This is a genomic window from Eikenella sp. HMSC071B05, assembly GCF_001811325.1.
GTDB lineage: Bacteria > Pseudomonadota > Gammaproteobacteria > Burkholderiales > Neisseriaceae > Eikenella > Eikenella corrodens.
Window position 1 is genome coordinate 135651 of the sequence record NZ_KV804540.1, and the last position, 17404, is coordinate 153054.

Consider the following 17404-nt stretch of genomic DNA (forward strand, 5'->3'; position numbering starts at 1 on the left):
AAAAGTGTAAACAACGCGACGATTTCCTACACATAAGTAAATAGAATATAGAGCAACCGGCACACACCAGACGGAAACCCATTATGACCCCGCCCCACACACTCACCGACCCCTACAACCGCCGCCTAAGCTACCTGCGGCTGTCGGTTACCGACCTGTGCAACTACCGCTGCACCTACTGCCTGCCCGACGGCTACCAAGGCAAAGCCAAGCCCGACGAACTCACCCTGCCCGAAATCGAAACTCTGGTAAACGTGTTCGCCGCCGCCGGCACGCGCAAAATCCGCCTCACCGGCGGCGAGCCCACCCTCCGCCGCGATCTGGCCGACATCATCGCCGTGTGCAAAGCCAACCCACTGATTGAAAACGTGGCACTTACCACCAACGCTTTCCGACTGGCACAGCTCTTCCCAGCTTATCGTGCTGCCGGGCTGGACAAAATCAACATCAGTATCGATAGCTTCGACCCAGACGTATTCTTCGAGATCACCGGCAAACGCGAATGCACCAACATCCTGCGCGCGCTCGACAACATCCTGGCCGAAGGCTTCTGCAACGTCAAAGTAAACACCCTGCTGCTGCGCCGCTACGCCGAGCGCACGCTGGCCGACGCGCTCGATTTCGTGCGCGAGCGCCCCGTAACCTTGCGCTTCATCGAATTGATGCAAACCGGCGACAACGGCAGCTTCTTCAACAGCCAGCACCTCTCCGCCGCCGAAATCGAACGCGGCCTGCAGGCGCAAGGCTGGCAGCTGTTGCCGCGCCAGCCGCACGCCGGCCCCGCACGCGAATATTTCCACCGCGATTTCTCCGGCAGCATCGGCTTCATCGCTCCCTACAGCGAAGATTTCTGCAAAAGCTGCAACCGCCTGCGCGTTACCGCCCAAGGCAAAATGCACCTGTGCCTGTTTGGCGGTATTGCCTACGACCTGCGCCCCCATCTGCGCGAGGGCGATGCCGAAGGCCTGCGCCGTTATCTGCATCAAACCATTGCCGAAAAACCCGAACACCACTATCTGCACGATAAAAAAGTCGGTCTCATCACTAACCTTTCCATGACCGGAGGCTAAATGCACCGCTCCGCACCCGAATTCCGCCCCTTCCGCATCCACCTGCTCACCGTAACCGACACCCGCAGCTCCGCCGAAGACGGCAGCGGCAACTATCTGGCCGAAGCCCTGCAGGCCGCTGGTCATGTGTTGCATGCGCGCGATTGGTGCCGCGACGAGCGCTACGATATCCGCGCCATCGTTTCCGCCGCCATTGCCGAGCCGCAAACCGACATCGTGTTGATTACCGGCGGCACTGGCATGTTCGAGCGCGACATTACCCCCGATGCGGTGGAAATCCTGTTCGACAAAACCATCCCCGGCTTCGGCGAAGTGTTCCGCGCCGTGTCTCTGCAGGAAATCGGCATGTCCACCATCCAATCGCGCGCCGTGGCCGGCATTGCCAACCGCACGCTCATTTTCTGCCTGCCCGGCTCCACCGGCGCCTGCCGTACCGCTTGGGAAAAAGTCATCGCCCCGCAGCTCGATCCGCGCATCAACAGCTGCGGCTTCACCCGCGTGTTCAACGCTTGGGGTAAGTGAGTAAAACCGGACTCATGGAGATTGCTACCGAGCCGCTGCTGATTTTATGCGGCGGATTCAGCCGGCGGATGGGCCGCCCCAAGCCGCTGTTGCCGTTTCGCGGCGTGCCGCTGATTGAGCGCTTGGCCGCGGCGGCAAACCGGCCGCTGTGGATTGCTTCGGCCGGACAGCGTTTCCCCAATCTTCCCCCCGCGCTATACTTGCCCGATGCCCTGCCCGAACGGCAGGGTGCCTTATCCGCCATTCTGCCCGCGCTCGAGCTGGCTGCCGAACAAGGCCATGCCGGCATTTATGTGCTCTCCTGCGACACCCTGCTGCTGCCTGAGCAAGTGGCAGGCTGTTTACAACAGGCGCGAAACAGCACGGCTTGGCAGCAGGGCGTGGCCGCGCTGAGCGGCGGCGGGCGGGATTATCCGCTATTGGCGCATTGGTCTACCGCCCTGGCCGCCCCGCTGCGCCAATACGTGGAAAGCGGGCAGCGCCGCGTAACCGCCTGGCTGCAAACCGTGCCGTTTGCCGCTGTGCCAGTGCCGGACGAATGGCTGCCGCTGTGCAATTTCAACACGCCGCCGGAGTTTGAGCGGGCGGTGAAACAGGCGGAGCGGCTGTTGGCGGGCTGAGATGTACATTTTCAGGTAGCCTGTTTGCTTGGCGCTTATTCAAAAGGCTACCTGAAAACCGTCGGATAGTTTTCAGGTAGCCTCCAATAGTTTATTTTCCATGCAAGGATAAAATTTTGCTGACACATTTAGACCAACACAGCCGCAGCAGCATGGTGGACGTGGGCGATAAAACCGTCACCCGCCGTGTGGCCGTGGCTTCCGGGCGGGTGGTGTTCCCGCCGGAAGTGTATGCCCAAATCCAGGCGGCCAACGGGCAAACTGCCAAGGGCGCGATTAGCGAAGTGGCGCGGCTGGCCGGCATCATGGCGGCGAAAAATACCGCCAGCCTGATTCCGCTGTGCCATCCGATGATGCTGGAGCGTTGCAAGCTGGAGCTGGAATATGACGATGCCGCACACGGCCTGAACATCCGCGCCGAAGTGGCCGTGAGCCATAAAACCGGCGTGGAAATGGAAGCGCTCACCGCCGTATCCGTGGCCGCGCTCACGGTATACGACATGACCAAAGCCCTGAGCCACGACATCCAAATCCAAGACATCCGCCTAATACACAAATCCGGAGGCAAACATGAGTTCAACCGTTGAAATCACCGTGCTGTATTTCGCCGCCCTGCGCGAACAGGTGGGCAAAGAGCAAGAAAAAATCCACGTCGCCGAGGGCTGCACCGCAGCGGCCTTATACGAGCAACTCTCGCAACAATACCGCTTCACCCTGCCGCAGGAGCGTGTACGGGCGGCGGTAAACCATGCGTTTGCCGACTGGCTGCAGCCGCTTGCCGCCAACGATATCGTGGCCTTTATCCCGCCGGTGGCAGGAGGTTGAAATGTTTGATTTAACCGAACAAGCAATAGACAGCCAGGCCTTGCGCCAACAGCTTTTAAACAATGAGCAATGCGGCGCCTACCTCAGCTTTGAAGGCTGGGTGCGCCGACAAAATGACGGGCAGCGCGTAGATTATTTGGTATACAGCGTGTATGAAGAACTGGCGCGCCGGCAAGGTCAGGCCGTGATTGAAGAGGCTAAACGCCGCTTCGGCCTAGAAGCAGCCGTGTGCGTGCACCGTTACGGCCGGTTGGAAGTGGGCGATATGGCGGTGTGGGTGGGCGTAACCGCCGGCCACCGCGACATGGCCTTCGCCGGCTGCCGCTATATTATCGATACGGTGAAAGCCGAAGTGCCGATTTGGAAACAGGAATTCTACAGCGGCCAAGTCGTTGCCGCGTGGCTGGACAATCAAACGGCCGATGCCAAACGCCAATTGCTCAAATAACGCTTGGCAAGTATTGAAGAGGCTACCTGAAAATTTCAGGTAGCCTTTTTGCATGAGTTTAAAAAGAGACATGTTAGTGTGTGGAGCTAATTTTACATGCTGAAGTTTATAGGCTACCTGAAAACAAAATAGCCTGATTTTTAGGTAGCCTTTTATTTTGTGTGGTTTTTTAATCAAATGCAGCCAGTTATGCTAATTTGAGATCAACTAAAAATTGAGAAAGATCAGTAAAATCTGTAAAATAGCGGTCAATAGCAGAATAGAGCAGCAGATTGGGAATACTGTTTACATCATTAATTTTCCCTGAGCCGCTTCAGCTTGGCTGCTGATGCATTTTCTGCTGAGATTAATTTAAAACTGAACGGTTGCCGTATTCCAACAGTCTGTTGTAGCTTTATCCTAGCGTTGGCAGCATCCGAATTTTCAGGAGAAACACCATGCGAGGCTATCAACTAGACCCACAACAACCCGTAGGCGGCGTGATTGCAGAGGATGCCGATCAGCAAATCGTGCAGCTCAATCTGCAAAAAGGCAACGAAGTTCCACCTTATTCAGCAGAGGCCATCATTACCATTACCGTGCTCTCCGGCTCGGTGTGCCTGAAAACCGAGCAAGGGCAGATTGATTTGCAGCCGATGACCCTGGCGCGGCTTGAGCCGCAAGAAACCCATGCCCTGGTGGCCTTGGAAGACAACACTTCCGTGCTGGTGGTAAAACAGCTGTGCTACCACGCCCTGCTTAACCAAAAACTGCGCTTCGGCCGCTGCTGCGTTTAACCGTTTTCGCACCGTATTGCCCGGCAATGCGGAATGATTTTAAAACCATAGCTTTACAACACAACTCTTGGAGATGAATCATTATGATTAAAGGTATTCAAATCACCCAATCCGCCCAACACCCCGCCTTGGTGCACTCTTTCTGGCTGTTGGACGACGAAACCCAGCAGGCACGTTGCCTGTGCAGCAAGGACGAGTATTTCGCTGCCGACCAAATCGTTGCCCTGAGCGATTTGGGCGATGTGAGCTACCAAGAAGTGGCTGTAGACAGCTACGTGCGTCCGAAAGTGGAAGGTGGTCAGCACCTGAACGTGAATGTGATGAGCCGCGAAATGCTGGAAGACGCAGCTGCTAATCCCGATAAATATCCGCAGCTCACCATCCGCGTATCCGGCTATGCCGTGCGCTTCAACTCCCTCACGCCCGAGCAGCAGCGCGATGTGATTACCCGTACCTTCACGCAGCATATGTAAACCGGAATCACAGCACAGCCCCGCTGTTTCAGATGGCGGGGCTGGTTTTTTGCGGGGTATGAAATAGCTAATAGCAGGACAGCAAGATAAGTGAAAGCAGTCCCAGTTTTTGTTTAACCATTACCAAACAGATTTCAGGTAGCCTGATTGATAAACGGAAAGGCTACCTGAAAACTCAAAATGGTTTAGTTATATTGACCATATTTTTCAGGTAGCCTCATGCCGCAGAAATTTTAAGCTCCGGCTTATTTTTTCTCCTTCTCAGGCCGTATCCAGCCCGGGATAGTAGTTTGGCGGGCGCGGGTAAGGGTGAGTTCGCCTTCGGGGCAGTTGCGGGTGAGCGTGCTGCCGGCGCCGGTGGTGGCGCGGTGGCCGATGGTGAGTGGGGCGACCAGCATATTGCCGGAGCCGATGCGCACTTCATCGCCGATAACGGTTTGGTGTTTGTGCACGCCGTCGTAGTTGCAGGTGATGGTGCCGGCGCCGATGTTGCTGCGGCTGCCGATTTGCGCGTCGCCGAGGTAGGTGAGGTGGTTGGCTTTGCTGCCGCGGCCGATGGTGCTGTTTTTCACTTCCACGAAGTTGCCGATGTGCACTTCGTCGGCCAAGTCGGCATTGGGGCGCAGGCGGGCGAAGGGGCCGATGCGGGCGCTGCTGCCGATGCGGCAGTTTTCGAGGTGAGAGAAAGGCTCGATAACCGTGTTGTCGCCGATGACGGCGTTTTTAATCACGCAGTTGGCGCCGATGGACACGTTGTTGCCGAATTGGTTGTCGCCTTCCAGCACCACGTTCACATCAAGCACCACGTCTTGGCCGTGCCGAAGGCTGCCGCGCAGGTCGAAGCGGGCCGGGTCGCGCAGGGTGAGGCCGGCTTGGAGCAGGCTGTGTGCCTGTTCGCGTTGGAAGATGCGCTCGAGTTCGGCGAGTTGGATTTTATTGTTTACGCCGGCGGCAAGGTGGGAGGAGGCTACCTGAACGGGATGCACGGCCACACCGTCGGCGCGGGCAAGGGCGATGACGTCGGTGAGGTAGTATTCGCCTTGGGCGTTGTTGCTGGAGAGGCTGCCCAGCCAGCGGGCGAGGTGTGCGTTGGGCAGAACGAAAATGCCGGTGTTGGTTTCGCGGATGGTTTTTTGCTCGGGCGAGGCGTCTTTTTCTTCCACAATGGCGGCCACTTGGCCGTTTGCCTCGCGGATGATGCGGCCCAGCCCGAAGGGGTTGGGCGGGATGTCGGTGAGCAGGCCGATTTCGCTGCCGGCGGCCTGTAGTAAATCTTCCAGGGTGGCGCGGTTAATCAGCGGCACGTCGCCGTAGAGCACGAGGGTGCGGCCGGTGTTGCCGAGGTGCGGCAGGGCGGTTTGCACGGCGTGGCCGGTGCCGAGCTGTTCGGTTTGCTCCACCCAGCGGATGCCTTCGCGCTGCACTTGCTCGCGCACCTGCTCCTTGCCGTGGCCGATCACCACGTTGATGCTTTGCGGGCTGAGGCTTTGCGCGGTGTCGATAACGCGCTCGAGCATGGTTTGGCCGCCGATGCGGTGCAGCACTTTGGGCAGGGCGGAATACATGCGGGTGCCTTTGCCGGCGGCGAGGATGACGATATGGAGGGGCTGGTGCATGGGTGGGCTTTCTTGGAACGATTTCTTTGAAATGATGGTTTTCAGGTAGCCTGCTTGGGGCTACCTGAAAAAAGAGGATTCAAACTGCCGATATTAATGGCTGCTTGGCGCTTCCGGCACGCTGTCACCGCTCCAGGTGGTGCGCGGCACGCTGTGCTGGCGTTGTTCGCGGGTAACAGGTACGGGCACGGGGCGGTATTCGTTGTAGCGTTGGTCGCGGGCGAAAGTGCCGTCTTGGTATACCACGGGCGTACCGGGGGCATAACGCTGGCGCAGGCCGGTTTTGCCTTGTTGGTCTTGGTAGGTTTCCCAGGTGCAGGCGGAAAGGGCGATGAGGGCGAGCAGTAGAACGGCGGGGCGCATGGCTTTATCCTTTTTCTGTTGTGAGACGGGTGTTACTTTTGCTGCCAATTATAACGCGAACAGCCGGGGCTGGCTGTAGGGCTACCTGAAAAAGGAAAGATGGATTTTCATGAGGTTGAATCCTACGTTTCTAGGTGGCCTTTTATACTACAATTCGTGCGATTTGGAATTTGTATCAAGACAAAGGGAAAAGAATATGCATGAACGGCAAGACAACCGCTATGCGCCGCCGTTGAGTATGGCGGAAGAAGCTGCACACCCGGTGGGCGGGCAATATTTGGCTGTGGCCAACTCGTTATCGCCGAGGCGGGCATTTGCTTGGTTTGGGGCGGCTTGGGCTTTGTTTCGACAGCGGGCTGGTTGGTGGTTTGGGCTGGTGTTGGCTTGGACGATACTGTCGTATATTTTGGCTGCTGCGATGCAGGCATTTATGCCTTCAGTTATTCCTTTTTTCCCTGCCGTGCGAGATTTTGCCGCCGTGTTTGCCACGGCGGGGGTGGCTTATGCGGCAGAACGGGTGGAGCAGCAAGCCCGTATTGATTGGCGTGCCAGTTTGGTGGTGTTGGTGCGGTGTGCAGGCGCATTGGTGCTACTGGGTTTGTTGAGTGTGGTGTTTGAACAACTGCTGCTTAGGGTGGGGGCAAGACTGGAGGACTATGCTATGCAGATGGAGTTTCAATCACCGCAATCACCGTTGCTAAGGCTTGTGTCTTTGATAAATTCTTGGAAATGGCTATTTTTTATGTTGGCCTATCTGCTGCCGAACGGCGTAGCGGCGATGTTGGTCGTGTGCCGCAGGATGGGCGCGGTGCGGGCTTGGGTAGCAGGTTGGCGCGGGATGGAGCGCAATGTAGGCGCGGGATGGAGCGCAATGTAGGCGGCGTGGTGCTGGCTGTGGCGTTGGCAACATTATTGGGCTTGGTTGTGCGGCTGGTAGTGGGGGTGGCTGCGGTGTTGGCTCAGCCCGAATTGACAATGCTAGGGACGATTGATGCGGTACCGCCTGTGTGGATGATGCGGGTGGTATCGCTGGTGAACAATATGGTTGGCTTACTGCTGATGCTGGTGCTGTATGCGTCGTGTCGGGATATATTCTTTAAAAGAGACATAAGGGTGAAACAGGCTACCTGAAAAACCATTTGACCTGCTGGATACCTAGGTGGTGGAATGGTACAGTATCGGGGCAGTAGTTTGCCGATTAATCAATTGGAAAAAGGGAGAAAATCATGAAGCGTTTGGGTTTGGTGTTGGCTGCTTGTGCGTCGATGAGTGGGGCGTATGCCGCTCCGGCGTGGGACACGGGCTATGCCTATGGGGCAAACCATTGTTATGGTTTCCACGCACCAGCAGGTTGGACGCAGGATAACCGGTTGCTAGCCGATAAGGGCGTGCCGATGGTGTTTTTGCCGCAAGATAGCAGGCTGCGTGCGGCGCGGGTGATGATTTATGCAGGCAGTATCGGCCGCAAGCCGGGCGAGAGCTTTTCCGCAGCCGTACGCGGGCAGGTGAATGATGTGGTGGCGCAATATGCCCAATCGAATGAGCGCATACGGCCGGCCATGCTGCGCCGTATCCGCGCACGCGACGGGGTGAGCGGCGAGTTGTGGCGGTTTACGGGCTATCGTAACGGCGGGCAGGAGCTGGCGGCCTATCTGCCGGGCAGCCGTTCGGTGAATTATTTTGTGGCACAAATCCCCGCGCAGGTAGATGCGGCGGCAGTGGAAACCGCTGTACTGGCTTTGGCCGCCAGCTACCACGAGCGGCAGTCGTGCCCGCCGTGCCGTGGCGGAGGGTGTGCGGCAGAGTGATGATGTAATGGGCCAAAAGGCTACCTGAAAGTTCAGGTAGCCTTTTGCTTTGTTGGCCATGGATGCTAATCGCTGCTTTCGCTGTGCGGCTTGAGTCGGTAGGCACAGACGATGGTGAGAATACCGACGGCGAGAGCGAAGCTCATGCTCAGGTGGATGCCGTTGAGCATGGCCTGCTGCGGGCTGCTGCCGCTGGAGAGGAGCTCGCCGATGTTGGTGGTGCCCACAAAGAAGGCTGCGCCGATGGCGCCGGCGATGGGGTTGATGGTGGTGATGATGGCGGCGCCGTGCGGGTTGAGGTGTTTGGGTAGGGCGTTGAGGCCGTGGGTTTCGCCGGTGATACAGGCGGATACGGACACGGCCATCAGGGCGAACATGGCGGAGAGGGCGGTGGTTTGGGTGTCGATTTTCAGGTAGCCCCACAATACGGCCAGGGCGGCGGTGAGCATAATGGTGGCGGGCAGCACCACGAAGCGGCCGCCTTTTTTATCCAGCAGTTTGCCAAACAGCGGGGCGGCCAAGGCCTGGGCGATACTGGCGGGCATGAGGATGAGGCCGGTGGTGGTGCCGGAGAGCAGCAGCACTTGCTGGGTGTAGATGGGGATCTTCCTTGTTATTCGATTATGGCCAAGAGGCTACCTGAAAACGTGAGCTTCAGCTGGGCTAAATGGGCTACCTGAAACCCGGTATTAGAGTGTAAGGGACAGATCTTACCTGATTTCTCCAGCCAGAGCCTGCAGCTCGTGCATATCGCGGACGATATGGTCGGCACAGGGCTGCGGTTGGGCACGGCTGCCGAACCACACCGTGCGCATGCCCAAAGCTTTGGCTGCTTGCAGATTGGCTGGGCTGTCGTCCACCAGCACGCATTGCTGCGGCGGCACAGCCAGTGCGGCGCACACCAGATGGAAGGCTTGCGGCTGCGGCTTGTAGTGCAGGGCAAGGTCGTCCACGCCGAATAGGGCTTCAAAATGGCTGCCCAGCCGCATGGCTTCGATTAGGGCGCGCACATAAAACGCTGGGCCGTTGGAAAACACGGCTTTGCGGCCGGGTAGGGCGGCGAGCGCGGTATCGATGTGGGGCATCGGCTGCAAGGCGGCGATGAGTTCGGGCAGATGGTGGCTTTGGCGCAGGAATTCGGCGGGGCAAACCTGCGGATGATGCTGCTGCAAACCGCCGAGTGTGGCGCCGTAGTGCCGCCAATAGTGTTCGCGCAAATCGGAGGCTTCGGGCAGGCTCAGGCTCAGTTCGCGTGCCATGAATTCGGTCATGCGGCGGTTGATGAGGCGAAAAATGCCCGCATCGGCGCGGTGCAGGGTGTCGTCTAGGTCGAACAGCCAAACGGGCTGGGGGGATGGCATGAGGCTACCTGAAAAATAAAAACGGCATTATATAGCTGCTGCAAATGAGTATTCTACTGCTTTGCCCGCCTTGTCATGCCTGCCGCTGCGGCCTGCTGCCATGCCCAATTTGAATCGGCTCAATTTCCATCCCCGCCATTGGGGCGGTTTGCTGCTATAATCCCACTGATTTTCACAACCAATTATCATTCAGGAGATTGCTATGGCTCTGGTATCCATGCGCCAGCTTTTAGACCATGCCGCCGAACACGGCTACGGCCTGCCCGCTTTTAATGTGAACAACTTGGAGCAGATGCGCGCCATCATGGAAGCGGCCGACCAAGTGAACGCGCCCGTTATCGTGCAGGCTTCCGCCGGTGCGCGCAAATATGCCGGCGCCCCCTTCTTGCGCCACCTGATTTTGGCGGCAGTGGAAGAGTTTCCGCATATTCCCGTGGTGATGCACCAAGACCACGGCGCCTCGCCCGATGTGTGTCAGCGCTCTATCCAGCTGGGCTTCTCCTCCGTGATGATGGACGGTTCGCTCCTGGCCGACGGCAAAACCCCGTCTTCCTACGAATACAACGTGGACGTTACCCGCACTGTGGTGAACTTCTCCCATGCCTGCGGTGTGTCGGTTGAAGGCGAAATCGGCGTGTTGGGCAACTTGGAAACCGGCGAAGCGGGCGAAGAAGACGGCGTGGGCGCAGTGGGCAAATTGAGCCACGACCAAATGCTCACCAGCGTGGAAGATGCCGTGCGCTTCGTAAACGACACCGGCGTGGATGCGCTGGCGATTGCCGTGGGCACCAGCCACGGCGCCTACAAATTCACCCGTCCGCCCACAGGCGACGTATTGCGCATCGACCGCATCAAAGAAATCCACGCCGCCCTGCCGAACACGCATATCGTGATGCACGGCTCCAGCTCGGTGCCGCAGGAATGGCTGAAAGTGATCAACGAACACGGCGGCGGCATCGGCGAAACCTACGGCGTGCCGGTGGAAGAAATCGTGGAAGGCATCAAACACGGCGTGCGCAAAGTGAACATCGACACCGACCTGCGCCTGGCCAGCACAGGGGCAATCCGCAAATTCTTAGCCGAAAACCCTGCTGAATTCGACCCGCGCAAATACCTGGCTAAAACCATCGAAGCCATGAAAGGCATCTGCCTGGCCCGCTATCAGGCCTTCGGCTGCGAAGGCATGGCCAGCAAAATCAAACCGATTTCGCTGGAAAAAATGGCTACCCGTTATGCCAAAGGCGAGCTGAACCAAGTGGTGGCGAAGTAATATGGCGGATGAAATTTAAATCGGGATAAGGCGGCGAGCCGCAGGCAGTGCGCGCGTACTGCTAGGCGAGCCAACGCGATACCGGTTTAAATGTAGTCTGCTATAGCTTGATTTGAATGATGCAACAGGCTACCTGAAATGTGTTCAGGTAGCCTGTTTGATTTGGAGCAAGAGGCTACCTGAAAAATCAGCAGAGCAGCCCAAAAGCAGTTTCAGGTAGCCTTTCCTTGTTGCCCAGCATGAATTTCCCCGCCCCATCCGCTATAATCCACACAAATTAATCACGCCAATTTCCATTTATGAACCCACCCGCTTCTGTGGGCATCGTTACCCCGCAAACCATTGCATTCGAACAGCCCTTTGCCCTGCAAAACGGCGACACGCTGCCGCGTTTTGATTTGATTACCGAAACCTACGGCACACTCAACGCCGATAAATCCAACGCTATCCTGATTTGCCACGCCCTTTCCGGCACGCACCACGTGGCCGGCCGACACCATCCGGACGACAAACACCCCGGCTGGTGGGACAACATGGTCGGCCCCAATAAACCGGTGGATACCAACCGCTTTTTCGTGGTCGGGCTCAACAACTTGGGCGGCTGCGCCGGCAGCAGCGGCCCGTTGAGTACCAACCCCGCCACCGGCAAGCCCTATGGCTCGGATTTTCCGGTGGTTACCGTAAAAGATTGGGTGCGCTCGCAAGCCATGCTGGCCGACCATTTCGGCATCAAACAATGGGCGGCGGTGATGGGCGGCAGCCTCGGCGGTATGCAGGCCTTACAATGGACAATCGATTTCCCCGAACGCGTCCGCCACGCGCTAGTGATTGCTTCTGCGCCCAAATTGTCCACTCAAAACATCGCGTTTAACGACGTGGCTCGCCAAGCTATCCTTACCGACCCTGACTTCCATGAAGGCCACTATGCCAGCCGCCAAGCCGTGCCCCGGCGCGGCCTGAAGATTGCTCGTATGATGGGGCACATCACTTATCTGGCTGAAGACGGGCTGGGCAAAAAGTTTGGCCGTCAAATGAAGAGTGGCGAGCTGCAATACGGCTATGGAATTGAATTTGAAGTGGAAAGCTATCTGCGCTACCAAGGCGATAAATTTGCCGACCGCTTCGATGCCAACACCTATCTGCTCATGACCAAGGCGCTGGATTATTTTGATCCTGCCGCCGATTTCGGCCACAACCTGCACACCGCACTCTTGGGCGTGCAGGCCAAATTCTTTGTGGCCAGCTTCAGCAGCGACTGGCGTTTTGCGCCGGAACGTTCGCACGAATTGGTGAAAGCCCTGATTAGCGCGGAAAAAGACGTGCAATACATCGAAATCGAATCTTCCCACGGCCACGATGCCTTCCTGATGGAGGACGAACCATATTTAAAGGCTATTCGCGCCTATATCGACAATATCCACAAGGAGTTGGCGCATGAATCTGCGTGACGACCTACAACTGATTTACGACTGGATTCCCGCCGGCAGCCGTGTGCTGGATTTGGGCTGCGGCGACGGCGAGTTGCTGCATGCCCTGGTGAAATACAAAAATTGCAAGGGCTACGGCGTGGAAATCGATACCAATAGCGTGATAGCCGCCATCGCCCGCGGCGTGAACGTGATTCAGGCCGATTTAGAGCAGGGCTTGCAGGCTTTCGGCGACGGCAGCTTCGATGTGATTGTGCTCAGCCAAACTATCCAGGCCATGCAAAATGTGGAAACCATCCTGCGCGACCTCACCCGCGTGGCCAAGGAAGCGATTGTTACCTTCCCCAACTTCGGCTATTGGCGCAACCGTTTTCAGGTAGCCTTCGGCGGGCATATGCCGGTGAGCGAGCGCATGCCCTATGATTGGTACGACACGCCGAATATTCATTGGTGTACCCTCAGCGATTTCGACCACCTGTGCGCGAAAAACCGCATCCGCGTGTTGGAGCGCGCGGTGATGGCCGGCGGCCGGCGTGTATCCTGTCTGCCAAACTTAATGGGCAGCCTGGCGTTTTATCGTGTGGGTTGAATGATAGATTTGTTCTTTTAGTTCAGTCTGTTGTATTTATTGTTGGAGAAATTGTTTACAACATACCTAATTCGCCATTTGTTTGATTTAAGTCAAAAGTATCTGCCCGCAGGCAATAGCATCGCCTGCGGGCAAAACGTATAATCAAATTAAAATTTTTATATATTTATAATCAAATTAGATTTTTTATACATTTTTTAATGTAAAGGGAGAGAAGGTAGTATGTTGCGCAATTTTTCAGACAAATTTTCCGGTAACGACGATAAAGGTGACTTTGAGCTGCACTGCCTGATGATGATTATTGAAGATCCGGCACGCCGCCAATGGGCAGCACGCTTGAAAATCACCAAGAAATACGATGTTAGCAACGCCCGCACCACACTGTTGGAAAAATTTGAAAAAGGGTTTGAAAAAGAACATGATGCCCAGCTGTTCGTGTTGGATGAATTGGATGAGTTTCCGATATTCCGCGTTAAGGTGTTGGAAGGGTTCCGACAGTAATTGAGCTGTTGATTTATAAAAAGGCTACCTGAAAGCTGGATTAGGCTTTCAGGTAGCCTTTTAGGGATGTTGGGTAAGCAGGTGTGGGTTTTATCTTCGTGATTGGCAGGCAATAGTAGGCTACCTGAAGCACAATAGCAGTTGCGTTTGCACTCATTAGTTGCCAGTTGAGGCTACCTGAACATGATGCTGTCTTGGCAAAACGCATTCGGCTCCGTATAATCCGCACTTTCTACGGCGGGTCTCCCCGCATGCAGGTTTGGGATAAGGGGTCAGGTGCGGAAGCAAGCAGCCCACCCTGAATTCAGCAGTGCCGGGGCTCCGGCTCGCCACCTCATATAAAAACCGCTCTGGTATCACACCAGAGCGGTTTTGCTATATGACTGAATAGCTGAGGCCTTTCCGCAAGAGCTTATTTGTAAAAACGCTCGATAGAGTGAATTTTAAATGCGCTCACTTGGCATTTGTCGGCCACGAATTTTTTAAATTCGGCCTGGTTCAGATAGCGCACTTCCTCGCGCGGCAGCTGTAACACAACTTGACGGTTTTGGTTGCTGTTGATGGCATCAGCAATGGTTACAACATAGTTGGTGGTCTTTTTTGGCATAATTTACTCTCTTTAAAGCTGTTATTTTTTAGTGCAAACAGATAAATCATTAATGTTATCTGATAGATTGCTTTTGTAAAAATGGTAAATTATCTATCCTGATTGCGCAAGGTTCAGGAGGGTAAAGATATGCAGGGCTATGTAAATACAGTCGCGTCGGTAAGCGGCCTTAGAGGGCTACCATTTCTTCGTGGATAGTTCATCAGTCAGCTGTTGCAGAAGCTGCAAGCGGTCTGCACGGATATGGCCGGCTTCGACAGCAGTTTTGATGGCGCAGCCGGGCTCTTGGCGGTGGCTGCAGTTGTGGAACCGGCATTGGCCGATGAAGGCGCGCATATCGGGGAAGTAGTGGGGCAGGGAGGCTACCTGAAGATGGTGCAGGCCGAATTCCTGCAGGCCGGGGGAGTCGATGATGCGGGCGGTTTCGTTTAGGTCGTAGAGCTGGGCGTGGGTGGTGGTGTGTTTGCCGGAATCGAGGGCGCTGGAGATTTCATTGGTGCGGGCAATGCTTTGGCCGAACAGGGCGTTAATCAGAGTAGATTTGCCCATGCCGCTTTGGCCCAACAGGATGCTGGTGTGCCCATTCAACACCGGCAGCAGGGCGTCGGCATCTTGCATGGCGCTAACGGGCAGCACAGGGTAGCCCAGGCCTTCGTAAAACGCCAGTTTGCTGCGCCATTGTTCCGTTTCCGGCAAATCGGTTTTGTTCAACACAATTACTGCGCCGATATCGGCCGCTTCTGCCGCTAGCAGGGCGCGTTGCAGCAGCAGCTCGCTGGGCGTAGGCACGGCAGCCAGCACAATCAGCAGTTGGCTCACATTGGCGGCAATCAGCTTGGTTTTCCAGGTATCTTGCCGATAGAGCAGGCTGCGGCGTGGCAGGAAATCTTCAATCACTGCCTGCTCGGCATTCAGCGGCGTGATGTGTACTTGGTCGCCGCAGGCGAAGTCTACCCGCTTTTTGCGGGTGGTGGCCTCGAAGGTGTGGCCGTCGGCAGTGCGCACGATAAAGCGGCGGCCGTAGCTGGTGATGATTTGGGCGGTGTCGGTCATGGCGGAGGGCCGGGTGGGAAAGTGCCATCATAGCAAGGATTGGCGTATTGATGCCAATTTGCCTGCCGTGCCGGGCAGAATGGCTATATAATCCGATTTTATTTATCCCGATCCACAGGGAATCGCCATACTATGACTACCACGCCGCTTCTCGACACCATCGAATACCCGCAGGATTTGCGCCGTTTGCGTGAAGACCAGCTGCCGCAGCTGGCCGCCGAACTGCGCACCTTCCTGTTGGAGAGTATCAGCCAGACTGGTGGCCATTTCGCCAGCAATCTGGGTGCGGTAGAGCTGGCTGTGGCATTGCATTATGTGTACGACACGCCCAACGATCATTTAATTTGGGACGTGGGCCACCAAAGCTATCCGCACAAAGTGCTCACCGGTCGCCGCAATCGTATGCACACCATGCGCCAATACGGCGGCTTGGCTGGCTTCCCCAAGCGCAGCGAATCGGAATACGATGATTTCGGCGTTGGCCACTCCTCCACTTCCATCGGTGCGGCATTAGGTATGGCGGTGGCCGATAAACTTTCAGGTAGCCCCAACCGTAGTGTGGCTGTTATCGGCGATGGAGCCATGACTGCCGGCCAAGCTTTTGAAGCGCTGAACAATGCCGGCGATATGGACACTGATTTGCTGGTTATCCTCAACGACAACGAAATGTCGATTTCCCCCAATGTTGGTGCTTTCCCCAAATACCTTGCCGGCAGCCAGGGCAAAGACTGGCGCGATACGCTGCGCAGCATCAAACACAAATCCGAAAAAGTGCTCGACAAATTGCCCGGTGCGCTACACATCGCGCAGAAAGTGGAGCAGCGGCTGAAAAGCGTGCTCGACGGCTCGCGCATCCGCCCCGATTCCCTGTTTGACAACTTCGGCTTCACCTACACCGGCCCGGTGGACGGCCACGACGTGCGGCAACTGGTGGCTGTGCTCAAAGAGATGAAACAGCGCAAAGGCCCGCAGCTTTTGCATGTGCTCACGCAAAAAGGGCAGGGCTACAAGCTGGCTGAAAACGATCCGGTCGGTTTTCACGCCGTGGGCAAATTTAATCCCGACCAAGGCCCGGTAAGCGGCGGCGCTGCCCCTTTGAGCTACACCCAAATTTTCGGCCAATGGATATGCGACCAAGCCGCCGTAGATAACAAATTAGTCGCCATTACCCCCGCCATGCGTGAAGGCAGCGGATTGGTGGAGTTTGAGCGACGCTTTCCCGAACGCTATTTCGATGTCGGTATTGCCGAGCAGCATGCCGTTACCTTTGCGGCCGGCCTAGCTTGTGGCGGCATCAAGCCCGTGGTGGCGATTTACTCCACCTTCCTGCAGCGCGCCTACGACCAACTGGTGCACGATGTGGCATTGCAAAACCTGCCGGTATTGTTCGCCATCGACCGTGCCGGTATCGTTGGTGCCGACGGCCCTACTCATGCCGGTGCCTACGATTTGAGCTTCCTGCGCTGCATCCCGAATATGGTGCTGGCTGCCCCCAGTAGCGGCGAAGAGTGCCGCCTGCTGCTGTCCACTTGCTACGCGTTGGATTGCCCCACTGCCGTGCGCTACCCGCGTGGCGCCAGCGGCAGCACGGCAATCAGCAGTGGCTTGGATACCGTGCCGGTAGGTAAAGGCGTGGTGCGGAGGCAGGGCAGGGGAACTGCCGTGTTGGCCTTCGGTAGTATGGTGCAACCCGCGTTGCGGGCAGCGGAACAGCTGGACTTAACCGTGGCCGATATGCGCTTTGTGAAACCGCTGGACGAAGAATTGATTGCCGAACTGGCCGCCACCCACCAGCGGCTGGTGTGCATTGAAGAAAACGCTGTACAAGGCGGAGCCGGCAGCGCGGTGTTAGAAGTGTTGGCCAAACAAGATTGCCACTTGCCAGTGTTGCTATTGGGTATCGAAGACATCGTTACCGGCCATGGCGACCCGGTTATCCTACTAGATGACTTGGGATTGAGCGCCGAGAAACTGGCGGCACGGATTGAGACATTTGCACAATCAGTGAGCTGAGTGCAGTTATCGTGATGTGAAATGATGGTCAAAAGGCTACCTGAAAGTTTTCAGGTAGCCTT

At 56.5% G+C, this 17404-nt stretch carries 21 protein-coding genes, 1 other RNA gene and 1 pseudogene; 17 read left to right on the forward strand and 6 right to left on the reverse strand.

Annotation, left to right across the window (positions count from 1 at the left end):
* Nucleotides 1-83: 83 nt before the first annotated feature.
* From moaA to grcA, 8 genes are all read left to right on the forward strand, one after another.
* Nucleotides 84-1070, forward strand: a complete 987-nt coding sequence (gene moaA, locus HMPREF2796_RS03030) for a GTP 3',8-cyclase MoaA (RefSeq protein WP_064086291.1) — start codon at nucleotides 84-86, stop codon at nucleotides 1068-1070.
* A complete protein-coding gene (gene moaB, locus HMPREF2796_RS03035) occupies nucleotides 1071-1592 on the forward strand; it encodes a molybdenum cofactor biosynthesis protein B (protein ID WP_070630871.1) in 522 nt (173 codons plus the stop codon).
* Between the two features lie 14 nt (nucleotides 1593-1606).
* Complete coding sequence (locus tag HMPREF2796_RS03040; protein ID WP_083308630.1) at nucleotides 1607-2212, forward strand: molybdenum cofactor guanylyltransferase; 606 nt, start codon at nucleotides 1607-1609, stop codon at nucleotides 2210-2212.
* Between the two features lie 113 nt (nucleotides 2213-2325).
* Complete coding sequence (moaC, locus tag HMPREF2796_RS03045) at nucleotides 2326-2799, forward strand: cyclic pyranopterin monophosphate synthase MoaC (RefSeq protein ID WP_081258913.1); 474 nt, start codon at nucleotides 2326-2328, stop codon at nucleotides 2797-2799.
* The gene (moaD, locus tag HMPREF2796_RS03050) at nucleotides 2783-3037 is read left to right on the forward strand and encodes a molybdopterin converting factor subunit 1 (protein WP_064106568.1); all 255 of its coding nucleotides are present in this window, start codon (nucleotides 2783-2785) and stop codon (nucleotides 3035-3037) included. The genes moaC and moaD overlap by 17 nt, the downstream gene beginning before the upstream one ends.
* 1 nt (nucleotide 3038) lies before the next feature.
* A complete protein-coding gene (locus tag HMPREF2796_RS03055; RefSeq protein WP_064106567.1) occupies nucleotides 3039-3485 on the forward strand; it encodes a molybdenum cofactor biosynthesis protein MoaE in 447 nt (148 codons plus the stop codon).
* Nucleotides 3486-3922: 437 nt separating this feature from the next.
* Complete coding sequence (locus HMPREF2796_RS03060; protein ID WP_070630874.1) at nucleotides 3923-4261, forward strand: cupin domain-containing protein; 339 nt, start codon at nucleotides 3923-3925, stop codon at nucleotides 4259-4261.
* A gap of 83 nt (nucleotides 4262-4344) precedes the next feature.
* Nucleotides 4345-4734: an autonomous glycyl radical cofactor GrcA gene (gene grcA, locus HMPREF2796_RS03065; RefSeq protein ID WP_070630875.1), complete on the forward strand. Its 390-nt coding sequence runs from the start codon at nucleotides 4345-4347 to the stop codon at nucleotides 4732-4734.
* Nucleotides 4735-4979: 245 nt separating this feature from the next.
* On the opposite strand, the gene glmU is transcribed toward grcA, so the two are convergent.
* Both glmU and HMPREF2796_RS03075 read right to left on the reverse strand, forming a co-directional pair.
* Nucleotides 4980-6350 (reverse strand): bifunctional UDP-N-acetylglucosamine diphosphorylase/glucosamine-1-phosphate N-acetyltransferase GlmU, encoded by a 1371-nt coding sequence (gene glmU / locus HMPREF2796_RS03070; protein WP_070630877.1) that lies wholly within the window; start codon nucleotides 6348-6350, stop codon nucleotides 4980-4982.
* Nucleotides 6351-6443: 93 nt separating this feature from the next.
* A complete protein-coding gene (locus HMPREF2796_RS03075) occupies nucleotides 6444-6713 on the reverse strand; it encodes a hypothetical protein (protein ID WP_070630879.1) in 270 nt (89 codons plus the stop codon).
* Between the two features lie 109 nt (nucleotides 6714-6822).
* Between HMPREF2796_RS03075 and HMPREF2796_RS03080 the strand changes: the two genes are divergently transcribed.
* From HMPREF2796_RS03080 to HMPREF2796_RS03090, 3 genes are all read left to right on the forward strand, one after another.
* Nucleotides 6823-7590, forward strand: coding sequence for a hypothetical protein (locus HMPREF2796_RS03080; RefSeq protein ID WP_070630881.1), 768 nt, complete (start codon nucleotides 6823-6825; stop codon nucleotides 7588-7590).
* On the forward strand, nucleotides 7575-7844 hold the full coding sequence (locus HMPREF2796_RS03085; protein WP_070630883.1) for a hypothetical protein: 270 nt from the start codon (nucleotides 7575-7577) through the stop codon (nucleotides 7842-7844). The genes HMPREF2796_RS03080 and HMPREF2796_RS03085 overlap by 16 nt, the downstream gene beginning before the upstream one ends.
* A gap of 95 nt (nucleotides 7845-7939) precedes the next feature.
* A complete protein-coding gene (locus HMPREF2796_RS03090) occupies nucleotides 7940-8521 on the forward strand; it encodes a hypothetical protein (RefSeq protein ID WP_141749140.1) in 582 nt (193 codons plus the stop codon).
* Nucleotides 8522-8586: 65 nt separating this feature from the next.
* On the opposite strand, the pseudogene HMPREF2796_RS03095 reads toward HMPREF2796_RS03090, so the two are convergent.
* Nucleotides 8587-9126, reverse strand: a pseudogene (locus tag HMPREF2796_RS03095) (MFS transporter); the annotation flags it as partial.
* A 105-nt stretch (nucleotides 9127-9231) separates the two neighbouring features.
* Complete coding sequence (locus HMPREF2796_RS03100) at nucleotides 9232-9882, reverse strand: pyrimidine 5'-nucleotidase (protein WP_070630889.1); 651 nt, start codon at nucleotides 9880-9882, stop codon at nucleotides 9232-9234.
* A gap of 202 nt (nucleotides 9883-10084) precedes the next feature.
* Between HMPREF2796_RS03100 and fba the strand changes: the two genes are divergently transcribed.
* The 5 genes from fba to ffs all read left to right on the forward strand — a co-directional run bounded on the left by fba (nucleotide 10085) and on the right by ffs (nucleotide 14003).
* Nucleotides 10085-11152, forward strand: a complete 1068-nt coding sequence (gene fba, locus HMPREF2796_RS03105; RefSeq protein WP_003824241.1) for a class II fructose-bisphosphate aldolase — start codon at nucleotides 10085-10087, stop codon at nucleotides 11150-11152.
* Nucleotides 11153-11451: 299 nt separating this feature from the next.
* On the forward strand, nucleotides 11452-12600 hold the full coding sequence (locus HMPREF2796_RS03110) for a homoserine O-succinyltransferase MetX (RefSeq protein ID WP_070630890.1): 1149 nt from the start codon (nucleotides 11452-11454) through the stop codon (nucleotides 12598-12600).
* Nucleotides 12587-13168, forward strand: coding sequence for a methionine biosynthesis protein MetW (gene metW, locus HMPREF2796_RS03115; RefSeq protein ID WP_070630892.1), 582 nt, complete (start codon nucleotides 12587-12589; stop codon nucleotides 13166-13168). Before HMPREF2796_RS03110 ends, metW begins: the two co-directional genes overlap by 14 nt.
* Before the next feature lie 222 nt (nucleotides 13169-13390).
* Entirely contained in the window at nucleotides 13391-13669 is a 279-nt protein-coding gene (locus HMPREF2796_RS03120; protein ID WP_003824246.1) for a hypothetical protein, read from the forward strand.
* A gap of 236 nt (nucleotides 13670-13905) precedes the next feature.
* An RNA gene (ffs, locus tag HMPREF2796_RS03125) (signal recognition particle sRNA small type) lies at nucleotides 13906-14003 on the forward strand.
* Between the two features lie 78 nt (nucleotides 14004-14081).
* Here the strand turns inward: ffs and HMPREF2796_RS03130 are convergent.
* Both HMPREF2796_RS03130 and rsgA read right to left on the reverse strand, forming a co-directional pair.
* On the reverse strand, nucleotides 14082-14276 hold the full coding sequence (locus HMPREF2796_RS03130) for a hypothetical protein (RefSeq protein ID WP_023887177.1): 195 nt from the start codon (nucleotides 14274-14276) through the stop codon (nucleotides 14082-14084).
* Between the two features lie 177 nt (nucleotides 14277-14453).
* Nucleotides 14454-15329: a ribosome small subunit-dependent GTPase A gene (rsgA, locus tag HMPREF2796_RS03135; RefSeq protein ID WP_070630893.1), complete on the reverse strand. Its 876-nt coding sequence runs from the start codon at nucleotides 15327-15329 to the stop codon at nucleotides 14454-14456.
* 132 nt (nucleotides 15330-15461) lie between these two features.
* On the opposite strand from rsgA, the gene dxs reads away from it, so the two are divergent.
* Nucleotides 15462-17342: a 1-deoxy-D-xylulose-5-phosphate synthase gene (dxs, locus tag HMPREF2796_RS03140; RefSeq protein WP_070630895.1), complete on the forward strand. Its 1881-nt coding sequence runs from the start codon at nucleotides 15462-15464 to the stop codon at nucleotides 17340-17342.
* Nucleotides 17343-17404 lie beyond the last annotated feature (62 nt).